The sequence below is a fragment of the Roseibium sp. genome (assembly GCF_965229775.1).
Classification (GTDB): domain Bacteria; phylum Pseudomonadota; class Alphaproteobacteria; order Rhizobiales; family Stappiaceae; genus Roseibium.
In genome coordinates this window covers 2,135,120-2,151,024 of record NZ_OZ245929.1, presented here as the reverse complement: position 1 = coordinate 2,151,024, position 15,905 = coordinate 2,135,120, and the positions used below count along the sequence as shown (strand labels likewise).

Genomic DNA, 15,905 nt, shown 5'->3' with positions numbered 1-15,905 from the left:
TGGTTTTGCAAAACTCTGTCCGAAGCGGCTATAAAATGCCGACGGAACAGAGAAAAACCGGGAGAAACCCGGGACAGAGGAAACACCTTGAGAAGAGCTGAGCGAGCATGACACGCAAGGCGGACCGGGACCAGATCCGGCGGCAAAACCGAAGCATTGTACTCCAGGCGCTGCGCAGAAGCGGCCCGATGGCGCGGATCGATCTCGGCCAGATCACGCGCCTGAGCCCCGCAACCGTGACCGCGATCACCTCCGATCTTCTGGATCAGGGACTGATCGTCAGCCTGGAGAGCGAAGAACCCAAGGCACCGCAGGCGCGCGGCCGTCCGAGAACCCTGCTGAAACTTTCACCAGGAGCCGTTTTCATCATCTGCGCCCGCCTGTCGGTCAACAATATCGACCTCTCGCTGGTCAATTTCGCCGGTGAGGTCGTCCTGGACCGGCGAATCAAGTTCGACAGCACCGCCGCGGACGCCGGCAGTTTTCCGCAGACCATCATCGCGGCAATCCGAAGTTTCCTCGACGAGGCGGGGGTCGACGCCTCGCATGTCTGCGAGATCGGTGTCGCGGCGCAGGGTGTCGTCGAAACGGAAACGGGGCAGGTCGCCTGGAGCCCGGCCTTTTCGGGGCGCGGCATTCCGGTTGTCGCACCGCTGCAGGAAGCATTCGGTGCCGAGTGCTACATCTCCAACGATACCAACATGATAACAGAGGCCCTGCACTGGTCCGATCCCAATCGCTACAGCGGCACCTTCGCGGTGATCATGCTGGACTACGGTGTCGGTATGGGCCTCTATCTCAACAACCAGCTGTTCTCCGGTGCCAGCGGCACCGCCGCGGAGTTCGGGCACGCGAATCACATTCCGGGCGGTGCCCTTTGCCGCTGCGGCAAACGCGGTTGCCTTGAAGCCTATCTCTCGGACTATGCCCTGATACGGGCTGCGAGCCATCTTCCCGAAGACACCGACCCGGTCACCATCAGGGCCGGGGTCCGTGGCCTGGCAGAGCTTCTGGAGCGCGCCGGTGCAGGTGACCAGGATGCTCTCAAGGCCTTTCAGGACGCCGGCCGGGTTCTCGGCTACGGGATTGCCCGGGTGATCGCGATGATTGATCCGAAACGCGTCGTCCTGACCGGTGCCGCCGTACGCGCCTTCTCCTTCATGGAAAAATCCATGTGGGAGGGGCTTGAAGAAGCGCTTGTCGCCGATCTCAGGAACAATTTCTCGCTCGATGTCATGCCCTGGAACGAGGATTTCATTCGAAGCGGCCTGATCGCACAATCGATGGAGCGTCTCGACAAGGATTTTCTCGGCGCGGCGTCAACCCGCGGCAATGCTGCCGGACGTGAAGACAGCCAGGAGTTATCGGCGTGACGGGCCTTTCGAGACTCGCCCTGACGGCGGCCCTTTCCGGGTTGGTCTGGCAGACACCGGCGCTTGCCGATCCGGACCTTCCGCCGTGGAGCGAGAAGGCGATCCAGGAGGATATCGACATCAAACAACTGGCCGCCTCCGGCCAGGACCCCATCGAGGTGCTGCAGCCGCTCGGGGAGCATCTCTTCGCCGCCAAGTTCACCAGCCTCGACGGAGCGGGCCGGCCGGATGCGACCGGGGCCATTGTTCCGACCAAGGTCCGCCGCCAGTCGCACCTCACGTTCCAGCGGCTCGCAGGCCCGGACGCCAATGCCTGCGCTTCTTGCCATAACGAGCCGGTTGTCGGCGGGGCCGGGTCCTTCACGGCCAACGTCTTCGTTTCGGAGGGGTTTGAAAGCGCCGATTTCGATACGATCGACCCGCAGTTTTCTAACGAGCGCAACACCAACGCGCTCCAGGGGGCCGGCCTGATCGAGCTGCTGGCCCGGGAAATGACAACCGAACTTCGCGCGCAACGAAGCGCCGCGCTGAAGGCTGCACGGTCCGGCGGGCAACCGGAAACGGTTTCGCTCACCACCAAGGATGTTTCATTCGGCAGCATCACCGCCTATCCGGACGGCACGCTGGACGTTTCCGCGCTCGACGGCGTCGACGACGACCTGACGATCCGGCCGTTCAGCCAGAAGGGCGTGATCGTGTCGCTGCGCCAGTTCACGGTCAACGCGATGAACCATCACCACGGGATCCAGCCGACAGAGCGGTTCGGGCCGATGTGGACCGGCACCGACGATTTCGACGGCGACGGATATTCCGCCGAGATGTCCGCCGGTCAGATTTCAGCGCTGGTGGCCTGGCAGGCAACACTGCCCGCGCCGACGCGCAAAAACGACCTGCCCGACATCTGGCAAAGCGCCAGCGCGAAGGGTGAGCGCACCTTTGCCGACATTGGCTGTGCCGCATGCCACAGGCCGTCCCTGCCGCTGGACTCGCTGGTTTTCCACGATCCCGGCCCGTTCGACACGGCCGGCACGCTGCGCCAGAGCGACCTGGAACATCCCCTGGCCCTTGATCTTGCGACGCTGGACTGGGTCCAGGCGCTGCCGAAGGACGACAAGGGCCGGGTGCTGGTTCCTCTTTTCGGTGACCTGAAACGCCACCGGATCGCGGATGCGCAAACCGATACCTTCGGCAACGAACTCCTGGCGCAGCGGTTTGTTGCAAGGGATGTCTTTATCACCGCGGAGCTCTGGGGCATCGGCAGCACGGCTCCCTATGGACACCGGGGTGACCTGACGACCCTCAACGAGGTCATCCTGGCGCATGGCGGGGCTGCGAAAGCCAGCCGCGATGCCTATGCCGATCTTGCGGAAAGCGACCGTCAATCGATTATCGCCTTCCTGCGCAGCCTGGAGATTGCGCCATGAGGCCCCTCATCCGAAGCGGTCCGGCCTTTCTGGCATTCGCCGCCTGTGCCGCAATGACGCTCCCGTCCAAGGCAGAGGATGCACGAGGATCGGTGGCCCCTGTGCCGACATTTGTCGAAGAGGCGAAAAGCGCCGGCATTGATCACAGCTACGACGGCGCATGGGAATACTTCGTCGGCGGCGGTTCCGCAATCTTCGACTGCAACGGCGACCGGCGGCCGGACCTTTTTCTGGCCGGCGGGAAAAACCCGGCACAGCTGTTCGTGAACCGGAGCCCGACCGGCGGCGCCCTGCGCTTTGCCGCCACGGACCTGTCCATCGACGGCAAGAGCGCGGCGAAGGTCCTTGGTGCCTATCCCCTGGACTTCGACAATGACGACATTCTCGACCTGGTGCTTTTGCGGCTTGGCGAGAACCTGCTGCTGAAGGGCAAGGGCGACTGCAGTTTTGATGTCGCAAACCGCTCCCTGTCGTTCAACGGCGGACGCGAGTGGACCACCGCCTTTTCGGCAACCTATGAAGCGGGTCTTGATTTTCCGACGCTCGCCTTCGGCAACTATGTGGATCGCTCGCAGCCCGGTGCGCCCTGGGGCACCTGTCACGACAATTTCCTGTTCCGTCCGGAAAAGGGGGACAACGGCGCGCTTTCCTACCCGGAACCGGTGCGCCTCTCGCCCGGATATTGCGCGCTTTCGATCCTCTTCACCGACTGGAACCGGTCCGGTGAACCTTCCTTACGTGTCTCCAACGATCGTCATTACTATCGCGGCGGCCAGGAGCAGCTCTGGGCGGTTCCCCCCAATCGGCCGCCACGCCCCTATCGCAAGACGGACGGCTGGCAGCATCTGAAGATCTGGGGCATGGGCATCGCGTCCGTCGATCTGGACGTGGACGGCTTTCCCGAATACGCGCTCACCAGCATGGGCGACACCAAGCTTCAGAAACTGGACGTGGAAACGGATGAGACCGTTCCCGTCTACCAGGATATCGCCTTCGATCTCGGCGTAACGGCGCACCGTCCCTATGCGGGCGAGGATCTCAAGCCATCCACGGGCTGGCACTCCGAGTTTCAGGACGTCAACAATGACGGACTTTGGGATCTCTACATTGCCAAGGGCAATGTCGAGGCCATGCCGGATTTCGCGGCCTTCGATCCTGACAACCTGCTTATCGGTCAGTGGAACGGCAAATTCGTCGAAGCGGGCGGTCTTTCCGGCATCGGACTGGACCGACGGGGACGCGGGGCCGGACTTGCCGATTTCAACGCGGACGGCCTGCTCGATCTGGTCGTGGTCAACCGTGCCGCACCCGTGAGCCTGTTCCGTAATCTCGGGCACGGATCGGAAGCCGGTCCGCGTCCGCTTGGCAACTGGCTTGCGGTCGATGTCCGCCAGCCGGGCAAGGTCAACACGCGCGCGGTCGGTGCAAAGATCAGTGTGAAAACCGGCAACCGGACGGTCGTGAAGGACATCCAGGTCGGCGGGGGGCACGCATCCGGGCAGATGGGCTTCGTGCATTTCGGCCTCGGCGTCGCGGAAAGGGCGAATATCCGGATCAAATGGCCGGACGGCGACTGGAGCCATGCCTACCGCGTTTTCGCCAACGGGCACGTGATCATCGAGCGCGGCGCGGAAAAGGCCCGGCTCTGGTATCCGGAGTAAGCAGTTTCCCCCTTATTGGCCAAGGGAACGTCTGATGGAGTTCAGTTTTTTCCATTCCAAACTTGAAGGCGCCGGCGCCGAAACGCCTGTGCTGGCAATACCCGAGATCGGACTGAAGCTGACGGTCCGCATGGAGCCGGCGCAGAGCAACGGCGCAATGAGCATCATCGAAACGGAGAACGCGCCTGGGTTCGGGCCGCCGCTTCACCGTCATCCGGAAACGGAAATCTTCCGCGTGCTCGAGGGCCGGTACCTCTACGAAATAGACGGCAAACGTTTTTACGCTGAAACAGGGGATGTCGTGACCATCCCGGGCGGCAGCGTGCACGCGTTCCGCAATGACGGCGACACACCGGCCCGGCAGTTCATCATCATCTGCCCGGCGCTCGACGCGTCCCGCTTCTTCGCAGGCCTTGCTGACGTTATGAAAGGAGGGCGGCCTGACACCGAGGTGCTCAACGCTTTCAGCCGCAAGTGGCAAGTCGAGTTTCTCGGTCCGCCGCTGAAATAAACCCGTCTTTTCTGTGTAAAAAGCAGAATGACCTGTGCGTAAATCCTCCGCTGCGGCACTTGAACCACATTCCGCGATAACCTTCTCCGGTGCAATGTGGTCGGTGGATGATCGCAGCCGGGCCCGTGGGCGACTTGTCCGTGTTGCGATTGCGTTCCGCTGAAAGTGGGTAGCAAAATGATTACCGGATTTATGATCGGCGCCATGGTCTATGGTGCGGTGACACTCGTGATTCTGATCCGTTCGACATCCGGGTATCTGGATGACTTCCAGAACACGCACATCCGTTTCCTCCGGATCTTTTGCGTGTCCGTGTTCTGGCCTTTGAGCCTGCCGGTGCTGGCTGCGCGAGGCCTGGGCACTCGACTTGCCGCTGTGCGGCAAACGCTCTTCAGCCGGCGCAGCATCAATGCGTCGCGGCCGCTGCACCATCCAGCCTCATCGGCATGAACCGGAAAATGCGTCTTCTGCTCTGATTTTCCTACCCAATTCAGTCCCATGCCATATATTTGTGCAAGCTGAATTTTTAACCTAACTCCCTGCGACTAAAGCAGTTTATTTCTGACTTTTTTCTTCAAGTTTTTAATTGTTCTAAAAAAAATTTGACTAACTGTTCAAATTTTTGCCCAATACCCTGAGAGCTTCCTCGAAAGAAGGAGGCCGAACCGACATGTGATCGCCAACCTTCCGGAGATCGAAATGACCCAGACCAAAGCCGGCCCGGATATTGCCGCCGGACGCCTGCACCAGGATGCATACGCGGAGAACTTCAGCGACCTTCACCCGCTGCTCGAACCGCACGAAGCGCAGGTCGAAGCCGACCGCTGCTATTTCTGCTACGACGCGCCCTGCATGCAGGCCTGCCCGACCAGCATCGACATTCCCCAGTTCATCCGCCAGATCTCGACCGGAAATCCGGACGGGTCGGCCAAGACGATCTTCGAGCAGAACATCCTTGGCGGCATGTGTGCCCGCGTCTGCCCGACGGAAACGCTGTGCGAGCAGGTCTGCGTGCGCGAAGTCGCGGAAGGCAAGCCGGTGAAGATCGGGCAGTTGCAGCGCTACGCAACGGATCACTACATGTCCGGGCATGACGAGACGCCGTTCACGCGGGCGGATTCGACCGGCAAGAAGGTCGCCGTCGTGGGGGCCGGCCCGGCGGGCCTGTCCTGCGCGCACCGGCTTGCGGTTCATGGCCACGATGTCACGCTTTTCGATGCGCGCGCCAAGGCCGGCGGTCTGAACGAGTATGGAATCGCGTCCTACAAATCGGTCGACAATTTTGCCGCACGCGAAGTGGAGTTCATTCTCACCATTGGCGGCATCGAGTTGAAGACCGGCATGCGCCTCGGCGAAAATCTCGACCTGGCCGAACTGCGGGCGACACACGACGCCGTTTTCCTGGCGGTCGGTCTCGGCGGCGTCAATGCACTCGGCAAGGAAAACGAGAACCATGGCGGCGTTCTGAACGCGGTCGACTACATCTCCGACATCCGGCAGGCAGAAGAACTCGGCAAGCTGCCGGTCGGACGGCACATCGTGGTGATCGGCGGCGGCATGACGGCGGTCGATATTGCCGTTCAGAAGAAGCTTCTCGGCGCCGAGGACGTGACGATCGTCTACCGGCGCGGCCAGGATCGCATGAACGCGTCGAAGTTCGAGCAGGATCTCGCGCAGACGTCAGGTGTGAAGATCCTGACCAATGCCCAGCCGCATGCGCTTTCGGTCGAAGACGGACATATCAGTTCGATCGAGCTTGAGCGCACGACGACCGGCGCAGACGGGTCACTTCAGGGAACCGGCGAGATCGTATCGCTGCGCGCCGACATGGTGTTCAAGGCCGTCGGCCAGACGCTTGTCCATGACGACCTCGACGCCTCGCTTTCGCTTGAAAAGGGCCGGATCGTCGTCGATGCGGACCGCAAGACAAGCCTTGGCGATGTTTGGGCCGGTGGTGACTGCGTTCTGGGCGGTGAGGACCTCACGGTTACCGCCGTCGAAGACGGAAAAATCGCCGCGGAAAGCATCAACGCCGCCTTGAGCGCGTAAGCCGCGCGCCGCGTTTCGGATTTAGGGGAGAGGCAAAATGGCTGACCTTCGTACAGATTTCATCGGAATCAAATCGCCCAACCCGTTCTGGCTGGCCTCCGCGCCGCCGACGGACAAGGAATACAATGTCGTCCGCGCCTTCAAGGCCGGCTGGGGGGGCGTCGTCTGGAAGACGCTCGGCGAAGACCCGGCCGTGGTCAATGTTAACGGCCCGCGCTACGGCGCCATTCACGGCAAGGACCGGCAGCTGATCGGCCTCAACAATATTGAGCTGATCACCGACCGCCCCCTGGAGGTCAACCTTCAGGAAATCAAGCGGGTCAAGCGCGACTGGCCGGACCGGGCCCTCGTGGTCTCGCTGATGGTGCCGTGCGAAGAGCAGAACTGGATCGACATTCTCAGGCGCGTCGAAGAGACCGAAGCCGACGGCGTGGAACTCAATTTCGGCTGCCCGCACGGGATGAGCGAGCGCGGCATGGGCTCTGCCGTCGGCCAGGTGCCCGAATATATTGAGATGGTGACGCGCTGGGTCAAGAAACACTCGCGCATGCCCTGCATCGTGAAGCTGACGCCGAACATCACCGATGTGCGCAAGCCGGCACGCGCCGCCAAGAAAGGCGGGGCGGACGCGGTGTCGCTGATCAACACCATCAATTCGATCATGGGCGTCGATCTTGACGAGATGGCGCCGTCGCCGTCGGTCGACGGCAAGGGCGCGCATGGTGGCTATTGCGGCCCGGCGGTCAAGCCGATCGCCCTCAACATGGTCGCCGAGATCGCCCGCGATCCCGAGACGCACGGTCTGCCGATTTCCGGCATCGGCGGCGTGACCGAGTGGAAGGACGCGGCCGAATTCATGTCGCTCGGTGCCGGATCCGTTCAGGTCTGCACTGCGGCCATGACCTACGGGTTCAAGGTCGTCGAAGACATGATCGAAGGCCTCAGCGACTGGATGGACCGGAAGGGTTACACCTCCGTCGACCAGTTCGTCGGCAGTGCGGTTCCGAATGTCTCGGACTGGCAGTATCTCAACCTGAATTACATCGCCAAGGCCAAGATCGACCAGGACCTCTGCATCAAGTGCGGCCGCTGCCACATCGCCTGCGAGGACACCTCCCACCAGGCCATCACCAGCATGGTCAACGGCGAACGCCGCTTCGAGGTGATCGATGAGGAATGCGTCGGCTGCAACCTGTGCGTCAATGTCTGTCCGGTCGAGAATTGCATCACCATGGAGCCAATGGCCGCAGGCAGCATCGACCCGCGCACCAAGAAGCCGGTCGAGAAGGACTACGCCAACTGGACAACGCACCCGAACAACCCGATGGCGGTCAAGGACGCGGCAGAATAAAACCGTTGAACGACTTCTCGGCGCAGGCGAGCCACGCGTTCGCCTGCGCTTTGTCGTTTGTAGCAAGATTGCAGTCTGACGGTCGTCCCATTAGCCTAGCTTGCGTCTAGTCAGGGTGGGTCTTCATGAACGATTCGCGTGTTCTCCTCGCAGCCTCGATCGGTCTTTGCGCCGTCATCGGTATTTGGGGCGTCGCCGATCCGGCCAGCCTGCAGGCGATGGCCAAGGAAGTCGTCGATCAGTATTTCATCAGCCGCGGCTGGTTCGTGATGCTGTCCGTGACGATCATGCTGCTCTTCTGTCTCGGTCTCACGGTGACGAAATTCGGCGATATCCGTCTTGGCGCCGATACCGACAGACCGGAATATTCGACGCCGACCTGGATCGCGATGCTGTTCGCCGCAGGCATGGGCGTCGGGCTGCTGTTCTGGGCCGTCGCGGAGCCGCTCACGCACTATTACCTCGCCAGCCAGGCCATCCCCGCACCGATCGCGGCGGAGCAGGCACTGCTGGCATCGAATTTCAACTGGGGCATACATGCCTGGGCGATCTACGGCACAACCGCACTGACGATTGCCTATTTCAGCTTCCGGCGCGGCACGCCCATGCTGGTCAGCGCGCCGGTCAAGAACCTGTTTCCGGGCGAAACATGGGCGAACGCGGTCGGCTGGTTCTCCGATTTCATGGCGATCGCGGCGATTGCCATCGGTGTCGGCGGATCGGTTGCCATGGGAGTTTTTCAGGTCGCCGACGGCGTCACGGTCCTATTTGGCGGCGGAGCCACACCCGCCTATCTGGTCTGGGGTGTTTTCCTCGTCATGATCGCGGCCTATATCCCGCCGCTGCTGGTCGATCTGGGCAGTGGTATGGCCAAGCTCTCCAACATCGCGATGGGCCTTGCGATCGCGCTGGTCGCCTACACGATCATTCTCGGGCCGTCCGAGTTTCTGCTCAATTCCGTCGTCAGCGGGATCGGAATGTATGTCGCCGAGGTGATCCCGCGCGGCCTGCAAACCTTCACGTTCTTCGGCGATGAGACGACGCAGTGGTTCCGGGACTGGACGCTGACCTACATGGTCTGGTGGATTGCCTGGGGACCGTTTGTCGGGGTTTTCGTCGCCCGTATTTCAAAGGGCCGCACGATCCGCGAATTCGTGCTGGGGGTCCTGATCGGGCCAACCCTGTTCTCAACGATATGGTTCGGTGCCTTCGGCGGTGTCGGCCTCTATGAAACGCTCAACGGCCAGGGCGAACTGCTCGCGATGACCCAGACCAACGTGGAGCGCATGACCTTCGCGCTGCTCGATCGTTTGCCATTCGCGACGATTACGACGCTTGCGACGATCGCCGCGGCGTTCCTGTTCATCGTCACGAGCGTGGTGAGCGCCGCCTTCGTGCTCGGCATGTTTTCGACCGGCGGCAATCCCGATCCGAGCGCGAAGGTCCGCGTCATCTGGGGCGGGCTTTTGGGGATTCTGGGGGCTGCCATGATCCTCTCCGGATCGATGAATGCGGTCAAAACGCTGATCGCGCTCGGCGCATTGCCGTTCGTTTTCATTACCGTGCTCCTGATGGTCTGCCTGACGAAGGCACTCCTGCAGGACAGCAAAAAGGAACCAGACCATGCTGATCGGTGATCCCGTCGATACGTTTCTCAACCTGGGGACATTCGCCTTCATCGGCGCTATGGTCTGGATCCTGATGCGCCGGCCTTCCGAGTGACCAACCAAAGGCCCTTCAAAGCCAGCCGGACAGGTCGGGGCGGGTCAGCATCAGCCAGACAATGGCAAGCACCGAAATAAAGGCCGGGAAACCGAAAGCGAACCAGACCCGGTAGAGCCTGTGATAGGCAGCGGGAAGCGCTTCCGCGTTCTGCGCGGCAATGACGGCCAGGTTGCGCATCCGCAACTGGATCAGGACAACGGGCAGCCAGAAGACACCGACAATCACATAAAGGCAGAGCGATAGCAGCACCCAGCCTTCCGTAAGCGGCCAGCCGGCCTCACGCGTCAGCAGGTATCCGGTGACGGGCTGCAGGATCGCGGCCGTCGCGGTAAACACCGTGTCGGCCAGCACCACGATACCGGCGACATGCGCGATCAGGGCCGGATTGCCGGAGCGGTTCGACATGACCATGAAAAAGGCGATGCCTGCACCTGTGCCGAGCAGAACGCAGGCCCCGAGCACGTGGGCGAACCGGAGCAATTCGTACCACATCAGCGGTCCTCCAGAACGAGGGAGACGACGAGTGCCAGCACGATGGCCGGCAGAACCTTGACGAAGACCCCGAGCGGGTCCAGCCAGAGATGCGGCGTCAGCACCGTCCCGGCGCCGAGGTAACCGAAGGAAACCGCGATCATCCCGAGGCACGCGGCCCGGGTCCACTTGCGGACAAGCACTGTGATGCCGAGGATCAGATCGATGATCGAGCCGCCGATGACCGCCGTTGCCGCAAGAGTTGAAGCAACACCCTGGTCCGTCAGAACGGCTTTTGCGGCTCCCAGCGAAATCAGGCCGAATGCGCCCGACAGGATCCAGAACAGCGACAGGCATCCGATCGCCAGCGGAAGCAACAGGTAGAACCGCGCAAAGATGCGCTCCTGTGCCGTTGCCGGCAAGTCCGCCAGCGTCTCGCTCAAGGGTCTGAGAGCCACACCGCCGAGGTTTTTCCAGGCGGCAGGGTCTCCGTTGATACCGCCCTTCAACGACAGAAGGGCGTTCGTCCTGAGCGGTGAGCGCCAGCCCAGCCAGCCAAGGGCGTCCGCGGCCCTGCCCGCAAGCCTGAGCGACCAGTCCGGCAGTGCCAGCCGATGCCGCCAGGCCGGGTATCCGAGCCAGTTGCGAACGGTCTGCGTCAGCTCCGAAAAGGTCTGTGTCCCGTCTTCGGTGAGATCGGCAACGAACCGGCTGCCGAGCCTGCCCTCCGATGCCTCGGCAACAGCCGCCGCCAGGTCCTCGACACTGACGGTTTTGATCTCCGCTTGCGGCGCGATCATGATCTGAACAAGCGGAAAGGCGGCCGCAGCGCGCAGAAGGGCCGTGCCGCCATAGGCCTGCGCCCCGACCACCAGGACAGGGCGCAGAACAATCCAGTCGATGCCCGACGCCATCAGGACCGCATCGCCGCGCGCCTTGCTGCGGAAGAAGTCGGTAGGGGCTTCTTCGGAAACACCGGCGGCCGAGATCTGGACGAACCGTGTATCGCTGCCCTTCAGAGCCTCACAGATATTCCGGATCGCCGTTTCGTGGATGGCCATCAGATTGTCGCGCGCACCATCCTGCAGGGCACCGGATGCATTGACCACGACATCCGCATCCCGAAGAAGGGTTCTCCAGTCGCTCGCGGATACGTCGGCGATGTCTCTGAAAACCCAGTCGATGCCGGGCAAAACCTGCGCCGCCGCCGTTTTCGACCGGCCAACACCCGTGACGGAAAAGCCCCGGCGTTGCAGCGCCTTCGCGCAAGCCGCTCCGATGAAACCGTAGGCACCGAGTACAACAGCTTTCTTCTTCATCGGCATTGCCCCCACGGCGGTATGTGTATGATCGTTCGGCTGCGCGTGATCCTGTATAAAGCAAAAAGGCCACCCGGGCAGGCGGCCTTTTCGTCGCTGATGTCAGGTTTTCAAAACCGTCTCAGAGCTTGTCCGTCACCGCCGTGGACGTTGCGCCCTCCGGCTCCTTGGTGATGACCGGATCGGACCCGCCGGCAAGCAGCGACTTGACCGTGCGGTCATAGGCGCTCATGTCCAGCTTCCCGTCGGAGCCATCGACCAGCTTGATGATCTCACCGACCATGCGGATCTGGTGCTTTTCGGTTTGGGCACCCGTTGCGTCGTTTTCGAGGACGATTTCCGCAGCTTCTTCCGGATTTTCAGCCGCGTAGGCCCAGCCTTTCATGGACGCGCGCACGAAACGGGCGAGCTTGTCGACCATGGCCGGATCTTCCAGGCTGTCTTCCAGAACGTAGAGGCCGTCTTCCAGTGTCGCGACACCCTGGTCTTCATATTTGAAGACAACGAGTTCGTCCTCCGGAATGCCCGCGTCGATCACCTGCCAGAATTCGTTGTAGGTCATCGTCGAGATGCAGTCGGCCTGCTTCTGCAGGATCGGATCAACGTTGAAGCCCTGCTTCAGAACCGTCACGCCGCCATCGCTGCCATCGGTCGGAATGCCGAGCTGGCTCATCCAGGACAGGAACGGGTACTCGTTGCCGAAGAACCAGACACCGAGCGTCTTGCCTTTGAAGTCTTCCGGCGACGCAATGCCCGTGTCCTTGCGGCAGGTCAGCATCATGCCGGACTTCTTGAACGGCTGTGCGATGTTGACGAGCGGCACGCCCTTCTCGCGCGAGGCCAATGCCGACGGCATCCAGTCGATGATCACGTCGGCGCCGCCACCGGCGATCACCTGCGGCGGCGCGATGTCCGGGCCGCCCGGCTTGATGGTCACATCAAGCCCTTCCTCGTCATAAAATCCCTTGTCTTTCGCAACGTAGTAACCTGCAAACTGGCCTTGAGTGACCCACTTAAGCTGCAAAGTCAGCTCGTCGGCCGCCTGGGCCGCACCTGAAATCAGGCCTGCTCCCAATGCAGATACAAGCGCAAGACTTTTCAACGTCTTCATTGCCATTCCCCTACTTGTTTTGAACCCTGCGCTGCTGGCCGGGCCCTTCTCTGGTTTTTGTCAACCTCTGCAAGCCGTTCCGTCAAACGGGTCCCAACCGTTTGCTGTGACTGCAGTAAATTGGCCAAACCCGACCGTAGGGGCATTCTGCCTTCTCGACAACCGATCTGACCAAATGGTCAAGAAAATTTAGAAAGCTGCCGCACTGCTGGTCAAGGTTATTTTTTGGTCAAGCCCCATTTCCATGCAATTTTGCACGCCGGGCGGCGTGGCGCGGGGATTCACCCGCCACCCGGACACGCATGACTGCCCTTGTGATCAAGCCGACGCGGCCGTGTCCAGAACGCCCGGAGCTTCCTCCAGCAATGCTTCAATGCGCCCGAGCATTTCCTTGCGCTCGTTGCTGCCATCCGCAGAGTAGTTGAGGTTCTTGAACAAGGATGTCTGCTCGGTGAAGAACTTGCGCACGGCGTCCTTGTCCTCGAACGCGAAGCCAGTGGTCGCGATCCTGTACACGAGATTGAACGTCTCCTGCTGGCGCGTCAGGGGCGCGGAGACATCGACGTCGTCGAACGCATCCTGCTGGAGATAGACCATGTCCAGGAAGAGCGCTTTTTGCTGCAGCACGAAATCCTCGGTGGAAACGCCCTCCTCCCCGGTCACCTGCATCATGCGGGTGATCTCGTCTCCCCGGCGCAACAGGTCGATCATCTCCTCCACTCTCGGCACCCAGTCGGGACCGATGTTGTCGGCGTACCAGTCACCAAGCTGCGCGTGATAGCGGGACCAGGACAGAAGCGGATCGACCGCGGGGTAAAAGCGCTTATAGGCCCGTTCCGACGAGAGCCCGAGGAAGGTCTTGACAGTGCCGAGGGTCGACTGGGTCACCGGCTCCTCGAAATTGCCGCCCGCAGGCGACACCGTGCCGATCATGGTCAGGCTGCCGGTATCGCCATTGGCCGTCTTCAGGACACCGGCCCGCTCATAGATGCCCTTGATCGAGGAATCGAGATAGGCGGGGAAGGCCTCTTCTCCCGGGATCTCCTCAAGGCGTCCCGAGGTCTCGCGCATTGCCTGGGCCCAGCGCGAGGTGCTGTCGGCGATCAGCAGGACGTCATATCCCATCTGGCGGTAATACTCGCCGAGGGTGATGCCGGTATAGATCGACGCCTCGCGCGCCGCCACCGGCATGGACGAGGTGTTGCAGATGATGACGGTCCGGTCCATCAGCGTGCCGTCGCCGGACGGGTCCGGCTGATGCGGAAACTCGGTAATGGTTTCGACCACCTCGCCCGCACGTTCGCCGCAGGCAACGACGATGACGATGTTGACCGCGGAAAACCGTGAGATCAGCGACTGCAGAACCGTTTTTCCCGCACCGAAGGGGCCGGGGATGCAGCCCATCCCGCCGCGGGCGATGGGAAAGAACGTGTCGACGAGGCGCAATGTCGTGATCAGCGGTTCGCTCGGATAGAGACGTTCGCTCTGCCCGGCCTTGACCAGTCCTTCTGGGATCGCGCGCCGCACCGGCCAGTGCTGCACCATGGTGAGGTCCCGGGTTTCGCCGCGGTCGTTTTTCAGCGTGGCGACAATCTCGCTGATCGTGAACGTGCCTTCACGAATACGCTCTACCGACCAGTTTCCGCGCAGCGCAAACGGGACCATGACCCTGTGTTCGAACCGGCCTTCGGGGACGGTGCCGAGCGTGTCGCCCGCCTTGACCGGGTCGCCGGACTTCACCGCCGGTTCGAAGGCCCACTTCCTGTTCTCGTCGAGCACGTTGGTCAGGACGCCGCGCGGCAGGAAAAACCCGTGTTCGGCGGCGATATTTGCCAGCGGGTTCTGCAGGCCGTCGAACACGGTGCTGAGCAGGCCCGGACCGAGGGCCACGGACAGCATTTCGCCACTCTGGATGACCTTGTCGCCAACCCTTACACCCGCTGTGCTTTCAAAGACCTGGGCCTCGGCCGACTTGCCGCGCACGCGCAGCACTTCCGCCTTGAGATACTCGCGCGGTTTGCCGTCGCGTTCGGGACCATGCGGAATGATGTAGACCACTTCGTTCTTGATCAGCGGTGCATCCTCAAGCGGGGCAAGCGTCACCAGATCATCCTGAACGGCAATGATCTGGGCTGTGGGCTCCGGAAGCTGGACATGGCTTGTCATGAAGAGGCTCCCTCAAATGATGGCGTCTTGTCTGAAAGTAAATCGTTTTCCACTGCAATCGGTGTTGGCGTTTCGGTTTCGCCGAGCGCTGCCGCCACAAGCGCCTGCAGCCGTGCCTTGGCATCCTCTTCGCCGTATCTGGACCAGCGTTCGACGATCACCCAGCGCAGCACATAAATGGCCACGGCCTCGAAATCGAATTCGTGCAGCGCGCCATAGTGATCAAGCTGCCGGAACACCTGGGTCAGTGTCAGCCGCTCAAGAGCGATGTGGTCCCCGGCCCGCATCAGCCGATGCGCCTCCGCGATCCAGGGCATGAAATGCCCAAGGCCGAAGGACGGATCACTCCAGTTAGCCCTGATCCGGCCCGACCACCGGCCGTAACCCCATGCGGCTACATCACCCGGCGTTTCCTGACCCGCATGCCGCCGCCGCAGGGCTGCGATCAGCGTGCGGGTTTCCATGCGGGTGCCGACCAGGTGCTGAAGGTCCGGATAGTCCTTGAGATCGTCCATCACCTGTTTCGCGCGCGCGATGACCTCAAGGTCCGCGTCGTATCTGGCAACCCCCGCCCAGGCCGTGATTTCGACCAGTTCCTTCAGCAAATGCTCGTGCTCATCCTCGAGCATCGACAGACGTTGCTTCAACCGGAACTGTGAAATCGGCACTTCCTTCCGTGTGAAAAGGTCCCCCAGATGCGGCAGGCTGGTGACAAGCGAAATGTACTGGTGCGGGTGGGACATG

Annotated in this window: 13 protein-coding genes; 8 read left to right on the top strand and 5 right to left on the bottom strand. The window is 61.7% G+C overall.

The window, feature by feature from the left end; genetic code table 11:
- Positions 1-107 precede the first annotated feature (107 nt).
- The 8 genes from ACO07N_RS09805 to ACO07N_RS09770 all read left to right on the top strand — a co-directional run bounded on the left by ACO07N_RS09805 (position 108) and on the right by ACO07N_RS09770 (position 10,006).
- Positions 108-1,373, top strand: coding sequence for an ROK family protein (locus tag ACO07N_RS09805; protein ID WP_421980839.1), 1,266 nt, complete (start codon positions 108-110; stop codon positions 1,371-1,373).
- Positions 1,370-2,797, top strand: a complete 1,428-nt coding sequence (locus tag ACO07N_RS09800) for a di-heme oxidoredictase family protein (protein WP_421980838.1) — start codon at positions 1,370-1,372, stop codon at positions 2,795-2,797. The genes ACO07N_RS09805 and ACO07N_RS09800 overlap by 4 nt, the downstream gene beginning before the upstream one ends.
- Complete coding sequence (locus tag ACO07N_RS09795; protein WP_421980837.1) at positions 2,794-4,458, top strand: CRTAC1 family protein; 1,665 nt, start codon at positions 2,794-2,796, stop codon at positions 4,456-4,458. The genes ACO07N_RS09800 and ACO07N_RS09795 overlap by 4 nt, the downstream gene beginning before the upstream one ends.
- Before the next feature lie 34 nt (positions 4,459-4,492).
- Positions 4,493-4,969 (top strand): cupin domain-containing protein, encoded by a 477-nt coding sequence (locus ACO07N_RS09790; protein WP_421980836.1) that lies wholly within the window; start codon positions 4,493-4,495, stop codon positions 4,967-4,969.
- A gap of 177 nt (positions 4,970-5,146) precedes the next feature.
- Positions 5,147-5,419, top strand: coding sequence for a hypothetical protein (locus tag ACO07N_RS09785; protein WP_421980835.1), 273 nt, complete (start codon positions 5,147-5,149; stop codon positions 5,417-5,419).
- 249 nt (positions 5,420-5,668) lie between these two features.
- Positions 5,669-7,018: an NAD(P)-dependent oxidoreductase gene (locus ACO07N_RS09780; RefSeq protein WP_421980834.1), complete on the top strand. Its 1,350-nt coding sequence runs from the start codon at positions 5,669-5,671 to the stop codon at positions 7,016-7,018.
- 37 nt (positions 7,019-7,055) lie between these two features.
- On the top strand, positions 7,056-8,369 hold the full coding sequence (gene preA / locus ACO07N_RS09775; RefSeq protein ID WP_421980833.1) for an NAD-dependent dihydropyrimidine dehydrogenase subunit PreA: 1,314 nt from the start codon (positions 7,056-7,058) through the stop codon (positions 8,367-8,369).
- A 125-nt stretch (positions 8,370-8,494) separates the two neighbouring features.
- The gene (locus tag ACO07N_RS09770; RefSeq protein ID WP_421980832.1) at positions 8,495-10,006 is read left to right on the top strand and encodes a BCCT family transporter; all 1,512 of its coding nucleotides are present in this window, start codon (positions 8,495-8,497) and stop codon (positions 10,004-10,006) included.
- 100 nt (positions 10,007-10,106) lie between these two features.
- On the opposite strand, the gene ACO07N_RS09765 is transcribed toward ACO07N_RS09770, so the two are convergent.
- The 5 genes from ACO07N_RS09765 to ACO07N_RS09745 all read right to left on the bottom strand — a co-directional run bounded on the left by ACO07N_RS09765 (position 10,107) and on the right by ACO07N_RS09745 (position 15,904).
- Positions 10,107-10,586: a DUF2269 family protein gene (locus ACO07N_RS09765; RefSeq protein WP_421980831.1), complete on the bottom strand. Its 480-nt coding sequence runs from the start codon at positions 10,584-10,586 to the stop codon at positions 10,107-10,109.
- A complete protein-coding gene (locus tag ACO07N_RS09760; protein WP_421980830.1) occupies positions 10,586-11,884 on the bottom strand; it encodes an SDR family oxidoreductase in 1,299 nt (432 codons plus the stop codon). Before ACO07N_RS09760 ends, ACO07N_RS09765 begins: the two co-directional genes overlap by 1 nt.
- A gap of 121 nt (positions 11,885-12,005) precedes the next feature.
- Positions 12,006-12,995, bottom strand: coding sequence for an ABC transporter substrate-binding protein (locus tag ACO07N_RS09755; RefSeq protein WP_421980829.1), 990 nt, complete (start codon positions 12,993-12,995; stop codon positions 12,006-12,008).
- Positions 12,996-13,313: 318 nt separating this feature from the next.
- Positions 13,314-15,161: a V-type ATP synthase subunit A gene (locus ACO07N_RS09750; protein ID WP_421980828.1), complete on the bottom strand. Its 1,848-nt coding sequence runs from the start codon at positions 15,159-15,161 to the stop codon at positions 13,314-13,316.
- Complete coding sequence (locus ACO07N_RS09745; RefSeq protein WP_421980827.1) at positions 15,158-15,904, bottom strand: hypothetical protein; 747 nt, start codon at positions 15,902-15,904, stop codon at positions 15,158-15,160. The genes ACO07N_RS09750 and ACO07N_RS09745 overlap by 4 nt, the downstream gene beginning before the upstream one ends.
- Between the last annotated feature and the right edge of the window lies 1 nt (position 15,905).

Excerpts from the sequence above, each read along its gene's own strand:
- ACO07N_RS09805 (WP_421980839.1), top strand. The coding sequence starts at position 108 with ATGACACGCAAGGCGGACCGGGACCAGATCCGGCGGCAAAACCGAAGC.
- ACO07N_RS09795 (WP_421980837.1), top strand. The coding sequence starts at position 2,794 with ATGAGGCCCCTCATCCGAAGCGGTCCGGCCTTTCTGGCATTCGCCGCC.
- ACO07N_RS09790 (WP_421980836.1), top strand. The coding sequence starts at position 4,493 with ATGGAGTTCAGTTTTTTCCATTCCAAACTTGAAGGCGCCGGCGCCGAA.
- ACO07N_RS09785 (WP_421980835.1), top strand. The coding sequence starts at position 5,147 with ATGATTACCGGATTTATGATCGGCGCCATGGTCTATGGTGCGGTGACA.
- ACO07N_RS09780 (WP_421980834.1), top strand. The coding sequence starts at position 5,669 with ATGACCCAGACCAAAGCCGGCCCGGATATTGCCGCCGGACGCCTGCAC.
- preA (WP_421980833.1), top strand. The coding sequence starts at position 7,056 with ATGGCTGACCTTCGTACAGATTTCATCGGAATCAAATCGCCCAACCCG.
- ACO07N_RS09770 (WP_421980832.1), top strand. The coding sequence starts at position 8,495 with ATGAACGATTCGCGTGTTCTCCTCGCAGCCTCGATCGGTCTTTGCGCC.
- ACO07N_RS09765 (WP_421980831.1), bottom strand. The coding sequence starts at position 10,586 with ATGTGGTACGAATTGCTCCGGTTCGCCCACGTGCTCGGGGCCTGCGTT.
- ACO07N_RS09760 (WP_421980830.1), bottom strand. The coding sequence starts at position 11,884 with ATGAAGAAGAAAGCTGTTGTACTCGGTGCCTACGGTTTCATCGGAGCG.
- ACO07N_RS09755 (WP_421980829.1), bottom strand. The coding sequence starts at position 12,995 with ATGAAGACGTTGAAAAGTCTTGCGCTTGTATCTGCATTGGGAGCAGGC.
- ACO07N_RS09750 (WP_421980828.1), bottom strand. The coding sequence starts at position 15,161 with ATGACAAGCCATGTCCAGCTTCCGGAGCCCACAGCCCAGATCATTGCC.
- ACO07N_RS09745 (WP_421980827.1), bottom strand. The coding sequence starts at position 15,904 with ATGTCCCACCCGCACCAGTACATTTCGCTTGTCACCAGCCTGCCGCAT.